General features: G+C 67.3%; 15 protein-coding genes. 5 read left to right on the forward strand and 10 right to left on the reverse strand.

The features are described from left to right. Window positions 1-166 precede the first annotated feature (166 nt). Window positions 167-394, forward strand: coding sequence for a DUF3073 domain-containing protein (locus tag ACFQ9R_RS12620; RefSeq protein ID WP_067448610.1), 228 nt, complete (start codon window positions 167-169; stop codon window positions 392-394). 290 nt (window positions 395-684) lie between these two features. Here ACFQ9R_RS12620 and purM read toward each other — a convergent pair whose 3' ends face one another. From purM to purF, 6 genes are all read right to left on the reverse strand, one after another. After that, window positions 685-1,764 (reverse strand): phosphoribosylformylglycinamidine cyclo-ligase, encoded by a 1,080-nt coding sequence (gene purM / locus ACFQ9R_RS12625; protein WP_378990582.1) that lies wholly within the window; start codon window positions 1,762-1,764, stop codon window positions 685-687. Between the two features lie 88 nt (window positions 1,765-1,852). Continuing rightward, entirely contained in the window at window positions 1,853-3,517 is a 1,665-nt protein-coding gene (locus ACFQ9R_RS12630) for an ABC transporter ATP-binding protein (protein WP_378990583.1), read from the reverse strand. Beyond that, on the reverse strand, window positions 3,510-4,460 hold the full coding sequence (locus ACFQ9R_RS12635; RefSeq protein ID WP_378990584.1) for an ABC transporter permease: 951 nt from the start codon (window positions 4,458-4,460) through the stop codon (window positions 3,510-3,512). The genes ACFQ9R_RS12630 and ACFQ9R_RS12635 overlap by 8 nt, the downstream gene beginning before the upstream one ends. After that, complete coding sequence (locus ACFQ9R_RS12640; RefSeq protein ID WP_378990797.1) at window positions 4,460-5,500, reverse strand: ABC transporter permease; 1,041 nt, start codon at window positions 5,498-5,500, stop codon at window positions 4,460-4,462. Before ACFQ9R_RS12640 ends, ACFQ9R_RS12635 begins: the two co-directional genes overlap by 1 nt. Before the next feature lie 53 nt (window positions 5,501-5,553). Then, on the reverse strand, window positions 5,554-7,161 hold the full coding sequence (locus ACFQ9R_RS12645) for an ABC transporter substrate-binding protein (protein ID WP_378990585.1): 1,608 nt from the start codon (window positions 7,159-7,161) through the stop codon (window positions 5,554-5,556). A 278-nt stretch (window positions 7,162-7,439) separates the two neighbouring features. Continuing rightward, a complete protein-coding gene (purF, locus tag ACFQ9R_RS12650; protein ID WP_378631779.1) occupies window positions 7,440-9,020 on the reverse strand; it encodes an amidophosphoribosyltransferase in 1,581 nt (526 codons plus the stop codon). 298 nt (window positions 9,021-9,318) lie between these two features. Here purF and ACFQ9R_RS12655 point away from each other — a divergent pair, with 298 nt between their 5' ends. After that, window positions 9,319-10,584, forward strand: a complete 1,266-nt coding sequence (locus tag ACFQ9R_RS12655; RefSeq protein ID WP_378990586.1) for a YhgE/Pip domain-containing protein — start codon at window positions 9,319-9,321, stop codon at window positions 10,582-10,584. A gap of 19 nt (window positions 10,585-10,603) precedes the next feature. Here the strand turns inward: ACFQ9R_RS12655 and ACFQ9R_RS12660 are convergent, their stop codons facing one another. Continuing rightward, on the reverse strand, window positions 10,604-11,017 hold the full coding sequence (locus tag ACFQ9R_RS12660) for a sterol carrier family protein (protein WP_378990587.1): 414 nt from the start codon (window positions 11,015-11,017) through the stop codon (window positions 10,604-10,606). 91 nt (window positions 11,018-11,108) lie between these two features. Between ACFQ9R_RS12660 and ACFQ9R_RS12665 the strand changes: the two genes are divergently transcribed. Further along, the gene (locus tag ACFQ9R_RS12665; protein ID WP_378990588.1) at window positions 11,109-11,609 is read left to right on the forward strand and encodes a hypothetical protein; all 501 of its coding nucleotides are present in this window, start codon (window positions 11,109-11,111) and stop codon (window positions 11,607-11,609) included. 82 nt (window positions 11,610-11,691) lie between these two features. Continuing rightward, on the forward strand, window positions 11,692-12,558 hold the full coding sequence (locus tag ACFQ9R_RS12670) for an alpha/beta fold hydrolase (RefSeq protein ID WP_378990589.1): 867 nt from the start codon (window positions 11,692-11,694) through the stop codon (window positions 12,556-12,558). 6 nt (window positions 12,559-12,564) lie between these two features. On the opposite strand, the gene ACFQ9R_RS12675 is transcribed toward ACFQ9R_RS12670, so the two are convergent. Together ACFQ9R_RS12675 and ACFQ9R_RS12680 are read right to left on the reverse strand one after the other, a co-directional pair. Next, complete coding sequence (locus tag ACFQ9R_RS12675) at window positions 12,565-13,194, reverse strand: CPBP family intramembrane glutamic endopeptidase (RefSeq protein WP_378990590.1); 630 nt, start codon at window positions 13,192-13,194, stop codon at window positions 12,565-12,567. Beyond that, complete coding sequence (locus ACFQ9R_RS12680; protein WP_378990799.1) at window positions 13,191-14,894, reverse strand: alpha/beta hydrolase; 1,704 nt, start codon at window positions 14,892-14,894, stop codon at window positions 13,191-13,193. Before ACFQ9R_RS12680 ends, ACFQ9R_RS12675 begins: the two co-directional genes overlap by 4 nt. Window positions 14,895-15,049: 155 nt before the next feature. On the opposite strand from ACFQ9R_RS12680, the gene ACFQ9R_RS12685 reads away from it, so the two are divergent. Continuing rightward, window positions 15,050-15,337 carry a YiaA/YiaB family inner membrane protein gene (locus tag ACFQ9R_RS12685; RefSeq protein WP_056818759.1) on the forward strand — a complete coding sequence of 96 codons (288 nt, stop codon included), beginning with the start codon at window positions 15,050-15,052 and terminating at the stop codon, window positions 15,335-15,337. 46 nt (window positions 15,338-15,383) lie between these two features. On the opposite strand, the gene ACFQ9R_RS12690 is transcribed toward ACFQ9R_RS12685, so the two are convergent. Then, window positions 15,384-17,153 carry an alpha/beta hydrolase gene (locus ACFQ9R_RS12690; RefSeq protein WP_378990592.1) on the reverse strand — a complete coding sequence of 590 codons (1,770 nt, stop codon included), beginning with the start codon at window positions 17,151-17,153 and terminating at the stop codon, window positions 15,384-15,386. Between the last annotated feature and the right edge of the window lie 3 nt (window positions 17,154-17,156).

The raw sequence follows: 17,156 nt of genomic DNA on the forward strand, positions 1-17,156 counted from the left end.
GTCTGGGCGAAGAAGGGGCAAACCGGGGCGCTTCGACAGGTCTTCACCCACTCCTGGGAGCGCGACGCCCTGACACACGCTAAAGTGTCTGTCAGGAAGAGTATTAATTCGAACGGGGCCGCCAACAAACCCCAGGCCGCCCCGCAGTGACGCGAGGGGGTCAGCCATGGGCCGTGGCCGGGCTAAGGCAAAGCAGACCAAAGTCGCACGTGAGCTCAAGTACAGCTCCGCGCCGACGGACTTCGCGAGCCTTCAGCGCGAGCTGTCGGATAGCGATGCTTCGCCCTACTCCCAACCCAGGAGTAGTGCAGTGCTGTCCGATGAGCATGATGCGGACGAGTCGCCGTCTCGTTGGAACGACGAGGACGACGGCTACGACAGCTGGCGCCGCTGACCTGACAGCGACGAAGGGGGAGGCCGACCGGCCTCCCCCTTCCAGCCGTTCTCAGGTGAGTGACGACAGGCTCGCAGTAGCAGTTACGGCGAATACCTGAATACGCGACGAGCGTCCTGTGCGATGCACAGGACGCTCGTCGTGTTCGCCGCCTCGAGGCCCCGACCACCCCGAGCCGACGGTCAAAACCCTCCGGGTATGGGTTAACCACTCAGTGGCCGGAACAAACCCTGAACGCACCGAGAGCCGGGTCGCGACCATCGCGACCCGGCTCTCGTGCGTAGCGGAGATCAGAACCTGGGGTGATCGCCCAGCAGCACCGCACGCGGCGCTTCGACATCGGCGGCCTTCTTGACCTCACCCAGCGTCCAGCAGTCGATGTGGCGGGCCGTGAGCACCGCCAGCGCACGGTCAGCGTCCTCGGGCGCCACGATCGCGACCATGCCGACGCCCATGTTGAACGTCTTCTCCATCTCGATCCGCTCGACGCGGCCGCGCTGAGCGATCATCTTGAACACCGGCGCAGGGTTCCAGGTGCCACGATCCAGCTCGGCCACCAGACCTGCGGGCAGCACCCGAGCCAGGTTGGCGGCCAGGCCACCACCGGTGACGTGCGAGAAGGTGCGCACGTCGGTTTCGGCGATCAGCGCGAGACAGTCCTTGGCGTAGATGCGGGTCGGCTCGAGCAGTTCCTCACCGAGGGTGCGGCCGAACTCCTCGACGTACCCGGTGAGCGACATCCGATCGATGTCGAGCAGCACCTTGCGCGCCAGGCTGTAGCCGTTGGAGTGCAGGCCCGAGGAGCCCATCGCGATCACGACGTCGCCGGGACGCACCCGGTCGGGGCCGAGGACCGCGTCGGCCTCGACGACGCCGACGCCGGTGGCGGACAGGTCGTAGTCATCGGGATCCATCAGACCCGGGTGCTCGGCGGTCTCGCCGCCGAGCAGCGCGCAACCGGCCTTGATGCAGCCCTCGGCGATGCCGGAGACCAGCTCGGCGACCTTCTCCGGGATGACCTTGCCGATGGCGATGTAGTCCTGCAGGAACAGCGGCTCGGCGCCACACACCACCAGGTCGTCGACGACCATGGCGACCAGGTCGAGGCCGACGGTGTCGTGCTTGTCGAGGGCCTGGGCGACGGCGATCTTGGTGCCGACACCGTCGGTGGAGGCGGCCAGCAGCGGCTCCCGGTATCCGCCCTTGAGCGCGAACAGCCCGGCGAAGCCACCGATACCGCCCTGCACCTCGGGTCGGCTGGCCTTCCTGGCCAATGGTCCGAACAATTCGACGGCGCGGTCACCGGCTTCGATGCTCACGCCCGCCGCAGCGTAGGAAGCGCCTGCACCGCTGGGTGTCTGTTCAGTCATTGTGGGGGAAAGCTCCAAACCGAATCGGCGGATAGATGCCTAGTAACTCTATGTGATCCGCCAGTCCAGGTGTCGTGCGGCTCCTAGCTCATTGTTCCAGTTCGGTGGCGAATGTGGCGGCGATCTCGGCGCGACGCCGCCGCTGTTCGACCGGGTCGGGGACCGGAACGGCGGCAACGAGGCGGCGGGTGTACTCGTGCTGCGGGTTGCGCAGGATCTGTTCGTTGTCGCCTTCCTCGACGCAAGATCCCTCGCGCAGGACCATGATCCGGTCCGCGAGCTGGTCGACGACGGCGAGGTCGTGGCTGATGAACAGACACGCCCAACCGCAACCACGCTGCAACTCGGCGAACAGCTCGAGTACCGCCGCCTGCACCGACACATCGAGCGCGCTGGTGGGCTCGTCGGCCACGAGCAGATCGGGGTCGAGCACGAGCGCGCGCGCCAGACTCGCCCGCTGACGCTGCCCGCCGGACAGTTCGTGCGGGTACCGGTTCTCGGTGCCCGCGGGCAGCTGCACGTCGTCGAGCATGTGCCTGACCCGCGCGCGAATGCTCGCCTTGTCACCGATGCCGTGCACGACCAGGGGCTCGGCGACGCATTCGCCGACGGTCAGGCGGGGGTTGAGGGATCCGGCCGGGTCCTGGAACACGAACCCGAACCGCCGCCGGATCGGCCGCAGCTTGCGCTGGGACAGATCCGCGATGTCCTGCCCGCGAATCAGCACGTGCCCCTCGCTCGGCCGTTGCAACGCGGCCACGCAGCGCCCGATGGTCGACTTGCCCGACCCCGACTCGCCGACCAGCCCCAGGGTCTCCCCCGGCCTGATCTGCAAGCTGACGCCGTCGACGGCCCGGAAGGCGGGCCGGCCGAACGGCCCGGGGAACGTGACGACCAGATCCTTCACATCGAGCACGGGCTCGACGGTCCGGTCGATCACGGGCCGCTCGATGGTCGCCGCACCGAGATGCGGAACGGCATCGAGCAGTGCCTTGGTGTAGTCGGCCTTCGGGCTGGCGAACAGCTCGTGCACCGGCGCCTGCTCGACCACCTCGCCCGCGCGCATCACCACCACCCGATCGGCGAGGTCGGCCACCACACCCATGTTGTGGGTGATCAGCACGATCGCGCTGCCGAGCCGATCGCGCAGATCGCGCAGCAGTTCCAGGATCTCGGCCTGCACGGTGACATCGAGCGCGGTGGTCGGCTCGTCGGCGATGATCACCTTCGGCTCACACGAGATGGCGATCGCGATCATCACGCGCTGTTTCTGCCCGCCGGAGAGCTGGTGCGGGTAGTAGTCGACGCGATGCTCGGGATCGGGCAGCCCGACCAGGCGCAACAGGTCGATCGCCTTGGCCTTGGCGGCTTTTCGGCCCATCCCGCTGTGCGCGCGCAGCGCTTCACAGATCTGGAAACCGACGGTGAACAGCGGGTCCAGCGCACGCGCCGGTTCCTGGAACACCATCGACACCTCGCCGCCGCGCAGTGCGGTGAGCTGACGTTCGGTCATCGAGGTGACCGGTCGGTCGCCGATGGTCACCAGCCCGCGCACCGACGCCGAATGCGGCAGCAGTCCGATGGCGGTGCGCGAACTCACCGATTTACCCGACCCGGACTCGCCGACGATGGCGAGCACCTCACCGGGGAACACCTCGTAGGACACGTTGCGTACCGCGTTCACGGGCCCGCTGTCGGTCGAGAAAGTGACCGACAACCCCGAAACAGCCAGTGCGGCGGTCTTTTCACTCATCGACTGTTTCCTTGTCTGCCGAGGTGACCGCACGCCGGGTGCGCAGCAGCGGGTTCAGCGTTTCGTCGAGGCTCTCGCCGACCAGCGTCATCCCGAGCACCACCAGCACGATCGCGGTGCCGGGGAAGATCGAGGTCCACCAGATGCCGTTGGAGACATCGTTGAGCGCCTTGTTCAGGTCGTAGCCCCACTCGGCGGCCTGGGTGGGTTCGATGCCGAACCCGAGGAAGCCGAGCGCGGCGAGGGTGAGGATGGCGTCGGCGGCATTGATCGTGACGATCACCGGCAGCGAGCCGGTGACGTTGGACAGGATGTGGCGGAACATGATTCGCGTCGTCGACGCCCCGGTCACCCGGGCGGCGTCCACGTACGGCTCGGTCTTCACCGCGACCGTCGCGTTGCGCACCACCCGGAAGTACTGCGGCACATAGACAACCGTGATCGCGATGGCCGCCGACAGCATGCCGCCGAGACTGCTCGACGTGCCGCCCGCGACGACGATCGAGACCACGATCGCCAGCAGCAGCGACGGGAACGCGTAGATGGCGTCCATGATCAGCACCAGCGTCTTGTCCACCCAGCGCCCCACGAACCCCGACAGCAGCCCCAGCGGCACGCCGATCAGCAGCGACAGCGTCACCGAGATCGCGATCACCAGCAGCGCGGTGCGCGCGCCGAACAGCACCCGCGAGAGCACGTCCTCGCTGCGCACCGAGGTACCGAACCAGTGCTCGGCCGAGGGACCTTGCTGCGGCACGAAAGCCACTCCGTCAGCGGAGTTCTGGGCCAGCCCGTAGGGCGCGAGCAACGGCGCGAACGCCGCCACGAACACGAACACACCGACCAGCACCAAGCCGGTGATGAGGGTGACCCGTTGCAGCCCCGAGGTTTTCGACAACAGTTCGGCGCCGGGCAGACGCCGGCGTTTCACAGCGGTAGTCATCAGAACCTCACCCTCGGGTCGATCAGCGCGACGATGGCGTCGACGACGAAGCTCATCACCGCGACCACCAGCGCGATGAACGCCACGATGCCCTGCACCGCGATGAAGTCGCGCGCCCGCAGATACTCGGCGAGCTGATAGCCCAGGCCTTTCCATTCGAACGTGGTCTCGGTGAGCACCGCACCGCCGAGCATCATCGCGATGCACATGCCCATCACCGTGATGATCGGGATCAGCGCGTTGCGCACCGCGTGCCTGCCGGTGGCCACCCGCGTGGACAATCCGCGCGCCCGCGCCGCCTCGACGAAATCGCTGCGCAGCGTCTGGATCAGGTTCACCCGCACCAGCCGCAGGAAGATGCCGCCGGTGAGCAGCCCAAGGGCCACCGCGGGCAGCACCGCGTGTTCGAGCACGTCGAGCACATAGGACGGTTCGCCGTAGAGGATCGAATCGATGATCAGGATGTTCGTCTTCGGCGAGACATGTTGCAGCGCGAGCTCTACGTCGGTGCTGGCCCGGCCGCCGACCGGGAACCAGCCCAGCCATACCGAGAAGATCAGCTTGAGCAGCATGCCCACGAAGAACACCGGTGCCGCGTAGGCCAGCACCGCGGAGAACCGCAGGAACGCGTCCGAGGGCGTATCCCGGTGTGTCGCGGCGTATCTGCCCAGCGGAACACCCACCGCGAACGCCACGAGCAGACCCCAGAAGACCAGTTCGAAGGTGGCGGCACCGTAGGTGATCACCACATCGCTGATCGCCTGGTTGTCCTGGGTCCGTCCGAAGTCACCGTGCAGGAAGCCGGTGATGTACTCCCAATACTGCGTCAGGATAGGGCGATTGAGTCCTGCGGCTTCCTTGCGGTCTTCGATCTGGTCCTGGGTCAGCCGACCACCCATGGCCGCGCTGATCGGGTCACCGATCACCCGCATCAGGAAGAACACCACTGTCACCAGCAACCACGCGGTCGGCAGAATCAGCAACAGCCGAATCAGCAGGTACCGCAGCAAAGCCACCTGGCGGGAACCCCCGCCGCGCATCCACCCGAAACGCCGCGCCCGGATCGGTGATCCGGGCGCAGCAGCAACGTCACTCACTTGCTCAGAACCGTGAACCGGAACTTGAAGGAGCCGTCGAGGGTCTGATCGACACCGTCGACGCCCGGCTTCGACACCGCGACCTGCTTACCCGAGAGCAGCGGCAGGGTCGGCAGGAAGTTCTGCGCCAGATCGGTCTGGATCTTCTTCAGCAACTCGGCCCGCTTGGTGGGGTCGCCCTCGGTGGTCTCGGCGGTGAGCTGGGCATTGATGCCGGGGTTCTCGAAGTGCGACTGCAGGAAGTTGTTCGGGCCGAAGAACGGCGTCAGGTAGTTGTCGGCGTCCGGGAAGTCCGGGAACCAGCCGAACTGGTACATCGGGTAACCGTCGGAGGCGCGCTCCTTCTGGTAGGTCACCCACTCGGTGGACTGCAGGTTCACCTTGAACAGACCCGAGGCCTCCAGCTGCGACTTGACCGCCGCGTACTCCTCCGAGGAGCTCGACCCGTAGTGATCGGGGTTGTACTGCAGGTTCAGCGTCACCGGGGTGGTCACGCCCGCGTCGGCGAGGAACTTCGCGGCCGCGGCCTTGTCCGGCTTGGCGCCGTAGAGGTCCTTGAGCGGCTCGGCCGCACCCGCCATGCCGGCGGGCACGTAGCCGAAGGCGGGCTGATAGGTGCCCTTGTAGACACCGTTGGCCAGTGCCTCGCGGTCGACGGAGGACGCGAAGGCTTTGCGTACGGCCAGCTTCTGCTCCGGGGTGTTGCCCGGCATGGTGTTCATGTTGAACACCACGTAGCGCAGCTCGCCGCCGGGGCCGTCGGTGACCTTCACCTTGGAATCGGCCCGCAGGGAGTCGATGTCGGTGGGGGTGAACGAGCGGTAGCCGACGTCGATGGCGCCGTTCTGCAGGTCCAGCTTCAGGTTGTCGGAGGTGGCGTAGTACTTGGTCGACACCGTCTTGGTCTTCGGTGTGCCGAGGATGCCCTGGTAATCGGGGTTGGCCTGGTACTCGACGAGCTTGTTCTTGTCGTAGCTCGAGATCGTGTACGGGCCGGAGTAGCCCTTGGCCTTGACGACCTCGTCGTCGGTGGCCACCTTGTCGGCCGGGAACACCGCCTCGTCGACGATGGGGCCCGCCTGGGTCGGCAGGATGGTCGGGAAGGTCTGATCGTTGGCGACCTTCAGCGTGAACGCGACGGTGAGATCGTCGACCACATCGGTCTTCTCGAGATTGCCGAGCAGCGACGCGGGACCGTGCGGATCGTTGATCTTCACCATCCGGTCGAAGGAGAACTTCACGCTCTTCGCGGTCAGCGGGTTACCGCTGGCGAATTTCAGCCCGGACTTGATCTTGCAGGTGTACACAGTGGGAGTGGTGAATTCGCACTTTTCCGCCGCGTCGGGCTTGGGCGTGGTATCGCCCGGTGCGAAGTTCAGCAGATACGAATAGATCTGGTTCTCCACCAGCAACGAACCGTTGTCGTATGCCGCGGCCGGGTCGAGCGAGAAGATCTTGTCGGTGGTACCGACGACCAGGCCCGCACCGGAGCCCGCCTCATCGGTGCGGCCGGAGCCACAACCGGCCAGCGCGGCGGCGACAGCGGCGGTAATACCCACTGCGGCAATTTGTTTCGCGCGCGTACTTCGTGCCTTGTTCAACATCAGGTCCCATTCTCGAACGCCGCGCAGCCGTCGCACCCGGATCACAGGGGCGACGACTACATGGTGAGCTAGCGATATATCGAGGGACCGTACAGGTGAACCATTACCGCCCAGTTTCAAATGGTCCGAATTATTGCCGCCATGTTATGAACTAATCTTACGAAATTGCCGGTTACCGGAATTACTCTCGTACACAACACAAAAGGGGCCGATCAGGTTTATCCTGTCCGGCCCCTCTGGTGCGGCGTAGTGCAACGTGTCTTTACCGCCGACACGTGTTATGGACGGCTCAGTGCGTCCACGTTGGCGTTCTCACCGAGCAGCTTCGACTCGGCCTTGCCCGAGAGCATCCCCTCGAGCACGTTCTTGCCGATGGCGGCCTCCGGCGGCAGTTCGATCGGGTAGTCGCCGGTGAAGCAGGCGGTGCACAGGCGCGAGCGCGGCTGCTCGGTGGCGGCGATCATGCCCTCGGTGGAGACGTAGCCGAGAGTGTCGGCGCCGATGGAGCGACGCACGTTCTCGACCATGTCGGCGTAGCTGTCGTCGGCGCCGGTGCCGTTGGCGATCAGCTCCGCGCGCGAGGCGAAGTCGATGCCGTAGAAGCAGGGCCACTTCACCGGCGGCGACGCGATGCGCACGTGGATCTCGAGCGCACCGGCCTCGCGCAGCATGCGGATCAGCGCGCGCTGGGTGTTGCCGCGCACGATGGAGTCGTCGACGACGATGAGTCGCTTGCCCCGGATCACTTCGCGCAGCGGGTTGAGCTTGAGGCGGATGCCGAGCTGACGGATCGTCTGGCTGGGCTGGATGAAGGTACGGCCCACATAGGCGTTCTTCATCAGGCCCTGGCCGTACGGAATACCGGAGCCCTGGGCGTAACCCACCGCGGCGGGCGTGCCCGACTCTGGCACCGGGATCACCAGGTCGGCCTCGACCGGATGCTCCTTGGCCAGCTTGCGGCCGATCTCCACGCGGGTGGAGTGCACCGAGCGCCCGGCGATCGTGGTGTCGGGGCGCGCCAGGTACACGTACTCGAAGACGCAACCCTTGGGCTCGGGATTGGCGAAGCGCATGGAGCGCACGCCCTCGGAGTCGATGGCCAGCAGCTCGCCCGGCTCGATCTCACGGACGAACGCGGCACCGACGATGTCGAGCGCGGCGGTCTCGGACGCGACGACCCAGCCACGGTCGAGCCTGCCCAGCACCAGCGGGCGCACGCCGTGCGGGTCACGCGCGGCGTAGAGGGTGTGCTCGTCCATGAAGGTGAGACAGAACGCGCCGCGCAGCTGCGGCAGCAGCTCCATCGCGGCGGCCTCGATGCTGGAGTCCGCCGAGGCGTGCGCCAGCAGCGCGGTGACGATGTCGGAGTCGGAGGTGGCGCCGGTCATCTGCGGGCGGCCATCGATCACACCGGCGCCGATCAGGCCGAGTTCGCGTGCGCGACCGGCCAATTCGGCGGTGTTCACCAGGTTGCCGTTGTGACCCAGCGCCAGGCCGGAGCCGACGGAGGTGGTGCGGAAGATCGGCTGCGCGTTCTCCCAGGTGACGCCACCGGTGGTGGAGTAGCGACAGTGCCCGACGGCGATATGCCCCGGCATTGCCGCGAGCGTCTGCTCGTCGAAGACCTGGGAGACCAGGCCGAGATCCTTGAAGACCAGGATCTGGGAGCCGTCGGAAACGGCGATTCCGGCCGCCTCCTGCCCGCGATGCTGCAGGGCGTACAGGCCGTAGTAGGTGAGCTTCGCCACGTCTTCGTCGGGAGCCCAGACGCCGAAGACGCCACACTCCTCGCGAGGGTCGTGTTCGATCTCGTCGGGGGTATTGGGCGTGGGGACGATCGTGGGATCGACGTCGGTCACCGTTTGCTCCCTGTTCGGGCGGGCTGGGGGCACTAGTCAGTCTACGGGTCATCCGCAGCGGGTAGTACGCGCGCTCGCATCCCGGCAGCAATCCACTGGTCACGAACCCGCCGATCGGCCACACAGAGCTGTTACGGTGCGCATCGTGACGACGGACGACAGTGCACACGTTGCAGCCGGTGGAACCGGGTCGCATAGCGACAACACCGGTGCGGAGCCGATTGATTCCGACCAGAAACCTCTCGGCGAAGCGACGTTCGCCACACCGAACTTGAATCGGCGTCACTGGGCTCGCATCGTGCTCGCGCCGACCGCGGTCTTGACCGTGCTCACCGCACTGCTCGGCTTCATGTACCTCGGCTATATCGCCGACCCGGAGAAGAATCTGCACGACTTCCCGATCGCGCTCGTCGATTCCGACGTCGGCGATGTCATGGGTTCGGGCGATCAGCGCAAGCAGGTCGATTTCGGCAAGCAGGTCGCGGATGCGCTCGTCGCGGGCGTGCCCGCCGATCAGATCGACTTGCGCGTCGTCGGAAAATCGGAGGCCGAGCAGTTGCTGCGCACCGGACAGGTGTACGGCGCGATCATCATCCCCGGCGATTTCAGCAAACGCCTGGGCATTCTCGGCACGGGCAGCATCGTGCCCGGCGAGATGGAACGGCCGATCATCACCCTGCAGACCAACCCGCGCATGGGCGCCTACGGCGTCGGGATCGTGCAGCGCATCGGCGACCGGGCGCTGTCGGAGGTCGACAAGCAGGTCGGGCTCCAACTGACCGAGCAGGTACGGGCGACCCTGGCCGAAACACCGGCGGGCGCACCGCCGCCGCAGGTGTCCGGCGCGGCCATGATCACCCTCGAGAGCCCGATCGATGTGGTCGCGCAGGAATTCCGTCCGCTGCCGAGCGGCACCGGGATCGGCCTGACGGCATTCTTCTTCTCCCTGCTCCTGCTGCTGGCCGGGATGGTCGGGGCGATGGTGATCCACACGATGGTCGATTCCCAGCTCGGCTTCATGCCCACCGAATACGGCCCCTGGTCCGTGCACTATCCGCCGACCCCGATCTCGCGCTTTCACACCCTGCTCATCAAGTGGGGGGTTTCGGCGCTGGTCGCGGTGATCGTTTCGCTGGTGTTCCTGCTGGTGGCGAAGGTGGTGGGCATGCCGGTCGACAATCCGCTCGCCCTGTTCCTGTTCTCGGTGCTCGCCATGATCGCGGTCGGCTGGACCGCGCTGATGACGCTGGCCGCCCTGGGCACCGCGGGTCTGCTGGTGAACCTGACCCTGTTCGTCATCCTCGGTCTGCCGTCCTCCGGCGGTACCGTCCCGATCGAGGCGACGCCGACCTACCTCGCGTGGCTCGCCGAATTCGAGCCGATGCACCAGGTGTTCCTCGGTGTCCGCTCGATCCTGTACTTCGACGCCAGCTATGCGGCGGGTCTCGACCGCGGCATCTGGATGTCGCTGCTCGGCATCGCGATCGCCGTCGTCCTCGGCACGATCATCACCCGCTACTACGACTACAAGGGCCTGCACCGCAAGCACACCGCGGCCGCGTGAGCCGGCGACCCGGTTGCCGCTATTCGGCAGCCGGGTCGGTCCGCGCGGGCAACGGCACGATCGGCAGCCACCCCGCGATCTCCCCCGCCCTTGTCCCCGAGGCGCTCACCACCCCCGCCCGCACCGCGTCGTCGAATCCGAGCAGCCCGGTAGCCAGCAACAACCAGGTCCGCGCATCCGTCTCCACCACATTCGGCGGATTCCCCCGGGTATGCCGAGGCCCCTCGATGCATTGCACGGCCACGAACGGCGGCACCCGCACCTCCACCGAATGCCCCGGCGCACTCCCCGCCAGGGCCCGCGCCGTCCCCTTCACCGCGGCCCCCAACTCCCCCCGCCCCGGCACCGGCAACGCCGGATCCCGCAACCACTCCCCCACACCCAGCACAGCCGCCCGCACCTGCGCGGGGTCGACCACATTCCGTCCAGCCATACCGCGAGACGCTACCGACGTTCACCGACATTCCGGTCACCCGAGCCGACTCCGTGACCCGAACGTCGAACACCCGCTAGCGTGACTTCCGATGAGACGCGCGACAGCCTTGATCTCGATCCCCGCGGCGGCGCTGATCGCCGCCTGCCAGACGCCCGACGACACCACCCCGCCCGATCCGCCACAGACCGTGCTGGCGTGCCAGGGCAAATACGTGACCGGCCCACAAACGATCGCCGGATTCGACCTGTCGAAATTCATGCAGCGCACCCGCCTGCCACCGGATGTCCGCATAGCCGCGGGAAGATCGGCCGTCTCGCCCGAGCGACCGGGCTCGGTCGACTTGTACCTCGACCTCTGCCTGCCCGGGACCGCGACGATGAACGACCTCCTCCCGGTCGCCACCGACCTGGCTCACGAGCTCAAGGCCGACGAACTCGGCTCCCGCACAGACACATTGACCATCGCCTGCGTGTGCGCCCACCTCCCTGGCCGGACCGAAGTGCGCGACGAGGACTTCCTCGAGCACCCGTGGAACGGCACACCGTCCCGCGACGCCGAGTACCTGACCTGGACCAGGTCCGACAGCTGAGACAGAGGCTCATGGCAGCGCCCCGACGGCCGATCGAACGCCCGACGGCGCCGATCGGCGGGGCTCGTCGTACATTCGTCCTATGAGTGTCACCGATCCCCTCGAGCCGACAACGCTGCGATTGCGCGCTGCCGACGGGCTCACCCTGGTCGCGGACAGCTTCGGCGCGGACGGCGGCCCGCTGGTCGTGATGCTGCACGGCGGCGGACAGAACCGGCATTCGTGGAAGCGGACGGGACGGGCGCTGGCCGCGGCGGGCATGCGGGTTGTCGCCGTCGACGCGCGGGGACACGGGGACAGCGATTGGTCACCGGAGGCGGACTACTCCAGGACCGTGATGGTGGCCGACCTGCACACCGTGCTCGAACAGCTCGGTGCGACGCGGGACGCGGGCGCGGTGGTGGTCGGGGCCAGCATGGGCGGGATCACCGGACTGCTCGCCACCGCGACGCCGGGCGGCAGCGCGATCCGCGCACTCGTCCTGGTCGACATCGTGCCCCGTTCGGAGTCCGTGGGCGTGGCGCGCGTCATGGACTTCCTCGGCAGGCACCGCGACGGTTTCGACACCCTCGACCAGGTGGCCGACGCGGTCGCCGCCTACCTGCCGCACCGCCCGCGTCCCGACAACGCCGACGGTCTCCTGCGCAACCTGCGTCAGCGGGACGGCCGCTGGTACTGGCACTGGGACCCGGACCTGATCAGCGACGTCAACGACGACCCGGAAGCCCGCATCGTCGAGATGGAAGCCGCCGCCGAGGCGCTCACCATCCCGGTCCTGCTGATCCGCGGCGGCAAGTCCGACGTGGTCAGCGACGAGGGCGCCGCGGCATTCCTGGCGCTCACACCGCACGCCCGCCTGGCCGAGATCAGCGCCGCGGCCCACACCGCCGCGGGCGACGACAACGACGCCTTCACCGAGGCCGTCGCCGATTTCGTCGCGACTGCCTGAGCGGGGTTACCGCCGCAGCCCGTCCACCCACCGAGCGGCGGCGGGCGCGAGCGCTCCGCCGGCATTGATCGCCAGATGCAGGAGCGCGGGCGCGGTGGCACTACCCGACCGGCGCCGGAGTTCGGTGAAAACGAGACCGGCGAGGGTGGTGGCCAGCACCGTGGGGACAACTGGATCGCCCGCGACCCCTGCCGGTCGGATGTGCCAGAGGCCGAAATCGAGGGCGCTGATCACGGGTGCGAGCGACCCGGCGCTCTCGGCGAGCACCGGGTCGAGGGTTCCGCGGAAGACGGCTTCCTCGGCCAGGACAGTACCCACGGGGATGTGCAGGCCGATCCATTCGAGGGTCGATGTCTCCGGTGCGCGAACAGCGATCTCGAGCGGGAGGCGTCGCAGGGACGGGATCGACAGCGCGACGGCGTAGCCGGCGACGACGACGGCCGCACTGCCGAAACCCCAGCGGAAGCCACTGGGCGACAACCAGTTCGGGTTGCCCCGAAAAAGTTTCGTGTAGCCCGTCGCGAAGGCGATGTTCGCCGCGGTGCGGCCCCGCAGCGCAAGATCGAGGGCGGGGAGAACCCGGTTGCTCCACAGCAGCGGAAGGGCCAGCGCGGCAACGGCTTCGAGCCTTCTCACTTCACCTCCCGCTCGTAGGTTTCCGCCGATTCCAGTGCGGTCCGGATACTTTCGACGACATCACCGTCCATCCCCGGCGGCGCCGCGACGGCCAACCACCCGTCCAGCACCAAACTCCCGTACCGGTGCCCGTGCCCGTCGACCACCCCCTGCGCGTTGGTGAGATCGGCCGTGACCTGCCAGAACGTCACGAACGGCGCCCACCGCATCTGTGTCGACACATCGGGACCGCGCGGTTCGCTCAACCAATCCGGCCGGGTGAAGATCAGATCGGCCGACCACCACACGATCGGGTCGGACGGATGTTGCAGGTAGGCGATGCGGGGTTCGCGCCACGGCTCGGCGCGATCGAGATCTGCCGCGTCATCGGCGAATCGAACGACGAGCCCGTCCGCGTACACCGGCGCCACCGCGGGCGTCCCCGGATCGCGGCGGTCGACGAACTGCCGCCACAACCGATTCGAATTCGGCGGCCCCACCCACAACGCGCCGTCGACCTCCTCGCGAAGATCGGCCAGCCCGTCGAACGCCTCCTCCGACCCCTGCGAACCCAGACTCTCCCCGTAGACGAACAGCTTGGGCCGATGCCCCTCCGGCTGGGCCGACCACCGCTCGTACACCGCGTCGAACAGCTCCCGGCTGGCCGCGGCCGCCTTGTCCCGGTCCGACAGGAACGAGAGCACGCTGGGCAGATACGAGAACTGGGTCGCCACGATCGCCGTATCCCCGCCGTAGAGGTATTCCACGGCGCCCGCGGCCATCCCGTTGACCCACCCGGTCCCGGTCGTCGTGACCACCACCATCGCCTCGCGTTCGAAGGCTTCGGTCCGCTCCAGTTCGGCGACGGCCAGCTGCGCGGCGGTCTGGTCCCGAGTCACCGACTCCAACCCGACGTAGGCCCGGATGGGTTCGCGCGCGGTCTTTCCCGTCACCTCGGTGATCGCGGCGGCACTCGGCCCGTTGGACACGAACCACCGCCCCTCGAACCCCAGCGACTGCCACGGCGCCAGCGATCCCGGACTCCCCGAACGCTCCGGCGCGATCGGCTGCACCGCGTACGGCGTGGCCCGATCGTTGCGCACGCTGAACGCCGAGTTGGCCACCGCGAAGAACGCCCGCGAGGCGACGCCGTTGAAGATCGTCACCGCGAGCACGACCAGCACCAGCAACCCGGCGGCGGGCGCCACTTCGCGCGGCACCCGCACCCACCGATTGAGCTGGCGAGCCAGGCCGAGCACCATGACGCGCACCGTCCGATACGCGGCCACCACCGCCACCCCGACGGCCATGCTGAGCAGTCCGGTCCGCAGATAGGCGGGCGTGGTGGTGCCCGCCATCCCCATCAGCGAGGTGATCTCGCGCTGCCACCGCGCCGACTGCACCAGCATCAGCGCCGCCACCAGCGCACACCCCACCAGCACGGTCGCCTTGATCGCGTATCGCAGCCGATCGGACGGGCTCGGAATCGGAATCCGCGACCGCACCCACCGCCGGAACAACCACTCGAGCACACATCCGAGCCCGTAACCGATCGCGGCGTTGATCCCGCTGATCAGCCCCTGGAACAGCCAGTCACGCGGCACCAGCGAAGGCGTCACCGACAGCCCGAAGAACAGCGTCGCCAGTACCAATCCGACGTAATTCAGATCGACGACGACCTCGACGCGCCGCAAGACCACGGCGCCGCGCGCACGCAGCATCGCGGTAGTCGAAGCGCGCTCGGTCACCGCCCCAGTATGGCGGCCGGTACCGACAATCACCGGATTTGTGACTGCGGAGCCGCTCACAAACTACGTACCGCACTCGAGTAGTTGTACGCGCGATCGCGACACCGAGGATCAGCACACTGAGAGCCATGAGCACAAACACCAAGCCGAAGAACACCTCGGCCTACATGGCCCAGGCCGCGATCGCGTTCGCTGTGAGCCTGTTCGGGACCGGCGCCGGAATCGCGTACCTGCCGCTGGACGGCTGGCAGCGCGCGTTCCTGGCGATGTCGGGCCTGTTCCTGGTGACCAGCTGCTTCACCCTCGCCAAGGTCGTGCGCGACCAGCAGGAGACTCAGTCACTGATCGGGCGGATCGACGAGGCGCGGCTGGAACAGCTGATCGCCGAACACAATCCGTTCAAATCGGTGTCGTGAGCCGAGTCGGGCGGCGCCGATCGAGGGGTTCGGCGCCCCCGGCTCGTCACTTCAACTGACGTTCGGTAGCCATGGATTCTTCGAGGAACACCCGAATCCTGGCAGCCGATTCTGGTGTGTAGTCCGGTGGCTGGGCCACCGCGGCCCACGCGTCGGGCACCAGGTTGCCGTAGTTGTGGCCGTGCCCGTCCGACACCGTCTGCGCGCGCGGCAGATCCGCGGCGACCTGCCAGAACGTGACGATGGGATACCACGACATGGCCGGTGAAACATCGGGTCCGCGCTTCTCCCGCAACCAATCCGGCTGACTGAACAGCAGATCCGGCGACCACCACACCACCGGGTCGGAAGCGTGTTGCAGGTAGGTGATGCGCGGGTCGTTCCAGGTCGGCGTCGGCCGGGCCAGCTGATCGGCGGCGGCGGCGAACCGCACCGACATCCCGTCGGCATAGATCGGGGTGATCTCTTCGGTGCCGGGGTCACGTCTGGTCACGAACTCCGACCACAGCCGGTTCGAGTTGGGCGGTCCCACCCACAGCACGCCGTCGGTGCGGTTGCGGATGTCGGCCAGACCGGAGAACGCGCCCTCCGACCCCTGCGAACCGAGGCTCTCGCCGTAGACGAGCAGCTTGGGCCTCGCGTCTTCGGGCAGCGCCGACCAGCGGTCGTACACCTTGTCGAACAGCGTGCGCCCCATGGTCATCGACTTGTCCCGATCGGACAGGAACGACAGCGCGCTGGGCAGATACGAGTACTGCGTCGCCACCAGCGCGGTGTCGCCGCCGAACATCAACTCGATCGCCTCGGCGCTGACGGTATCGACCCAGCCGGTGCCGGTGGTGCTGATCACCACCAGCACTTCGCGTTCGAAGGCCTTGGTGCGGTCGAGTTCGGCGATGGCCACATCGGTCTGCGCCTCGACCCCGTCCGCGGATTCCAGTCCCGCGTAGACCCGAATCGGTTCGCGCGCGGGCTTTCCGGTGACCTGCCCGATCGCGAGAGCGGTCGGCGCGTTCGCCACGAACCATCGGCCCTCCGAACCCAGCGTGTCCCACTTGGCCAGCGACTCAGGGCTGCCGGAACGTTCGGGCAGCGTCGGCTGGACCGCGTTCGGTGAGGTGTGACTGTTGCGCGCGCTGAACGCCGAATTGGCGACGGCGAAAAAGCCTTTCGCCAGCACACCGTTGAACAGCAGCACCGCGGCCACCAGCACGACGATCACCCCGAGCGGCCGGGCGAACGCCGCCGGAATCCGCACCCACTGGTTCAGCGCCCGCGTCACCGCGCGCACCAATCGCACCACCAGGCGCGAGATCCAGATCAGCAGACCGACCACCACCGCGCCGACCAGCACCGTCCGCGGATACCCCGCGTCGGACACCGGCTCCATCCCCATCAGATCGGTGATCTGCCGCTGCCACTTCGAGGACTGGATACTCATCAGCACCGCGAAGATCAGGCACGCCATCACGATCGCGCTCTGCAGCGCCACCACCAGCCAGCTCGGCCGCCGGGCCCATGCCGTGCGCACCTGCTCGGGCCAGGTGATCCGCGGCGCGACCCATTTGCGCCAGGCCCACGCCAGCAAGCAACCGAGCCCATAGCCGATCGTCGCGTTGATGCCGCTGACCAGCCCCTGGAAGAACCAGTCACGCGGCAGCAGCGAGGGTGTCAGCGACAACCCGAAGAACAACGTCGCCACGATCAAGCCAACGTAGTTGGGATGAAAAAACCTCTCCACCAGGTGAATTCCCCTGATGAAGAGGTTCTCGCGAACTGCCGGTGGAGAAGCCGAGCTCGTATCCTCAGTGGTCACAAG

This window comes from Nocardia sp. NPDC056541, assembly GCF_042794235.1.
Taxonomy (GTDB): domain Bacteria; phylum Actinomycetota; class Actinomycetes; order Mycobacteriales; family Mycobacteriaceae; genus Nocardia.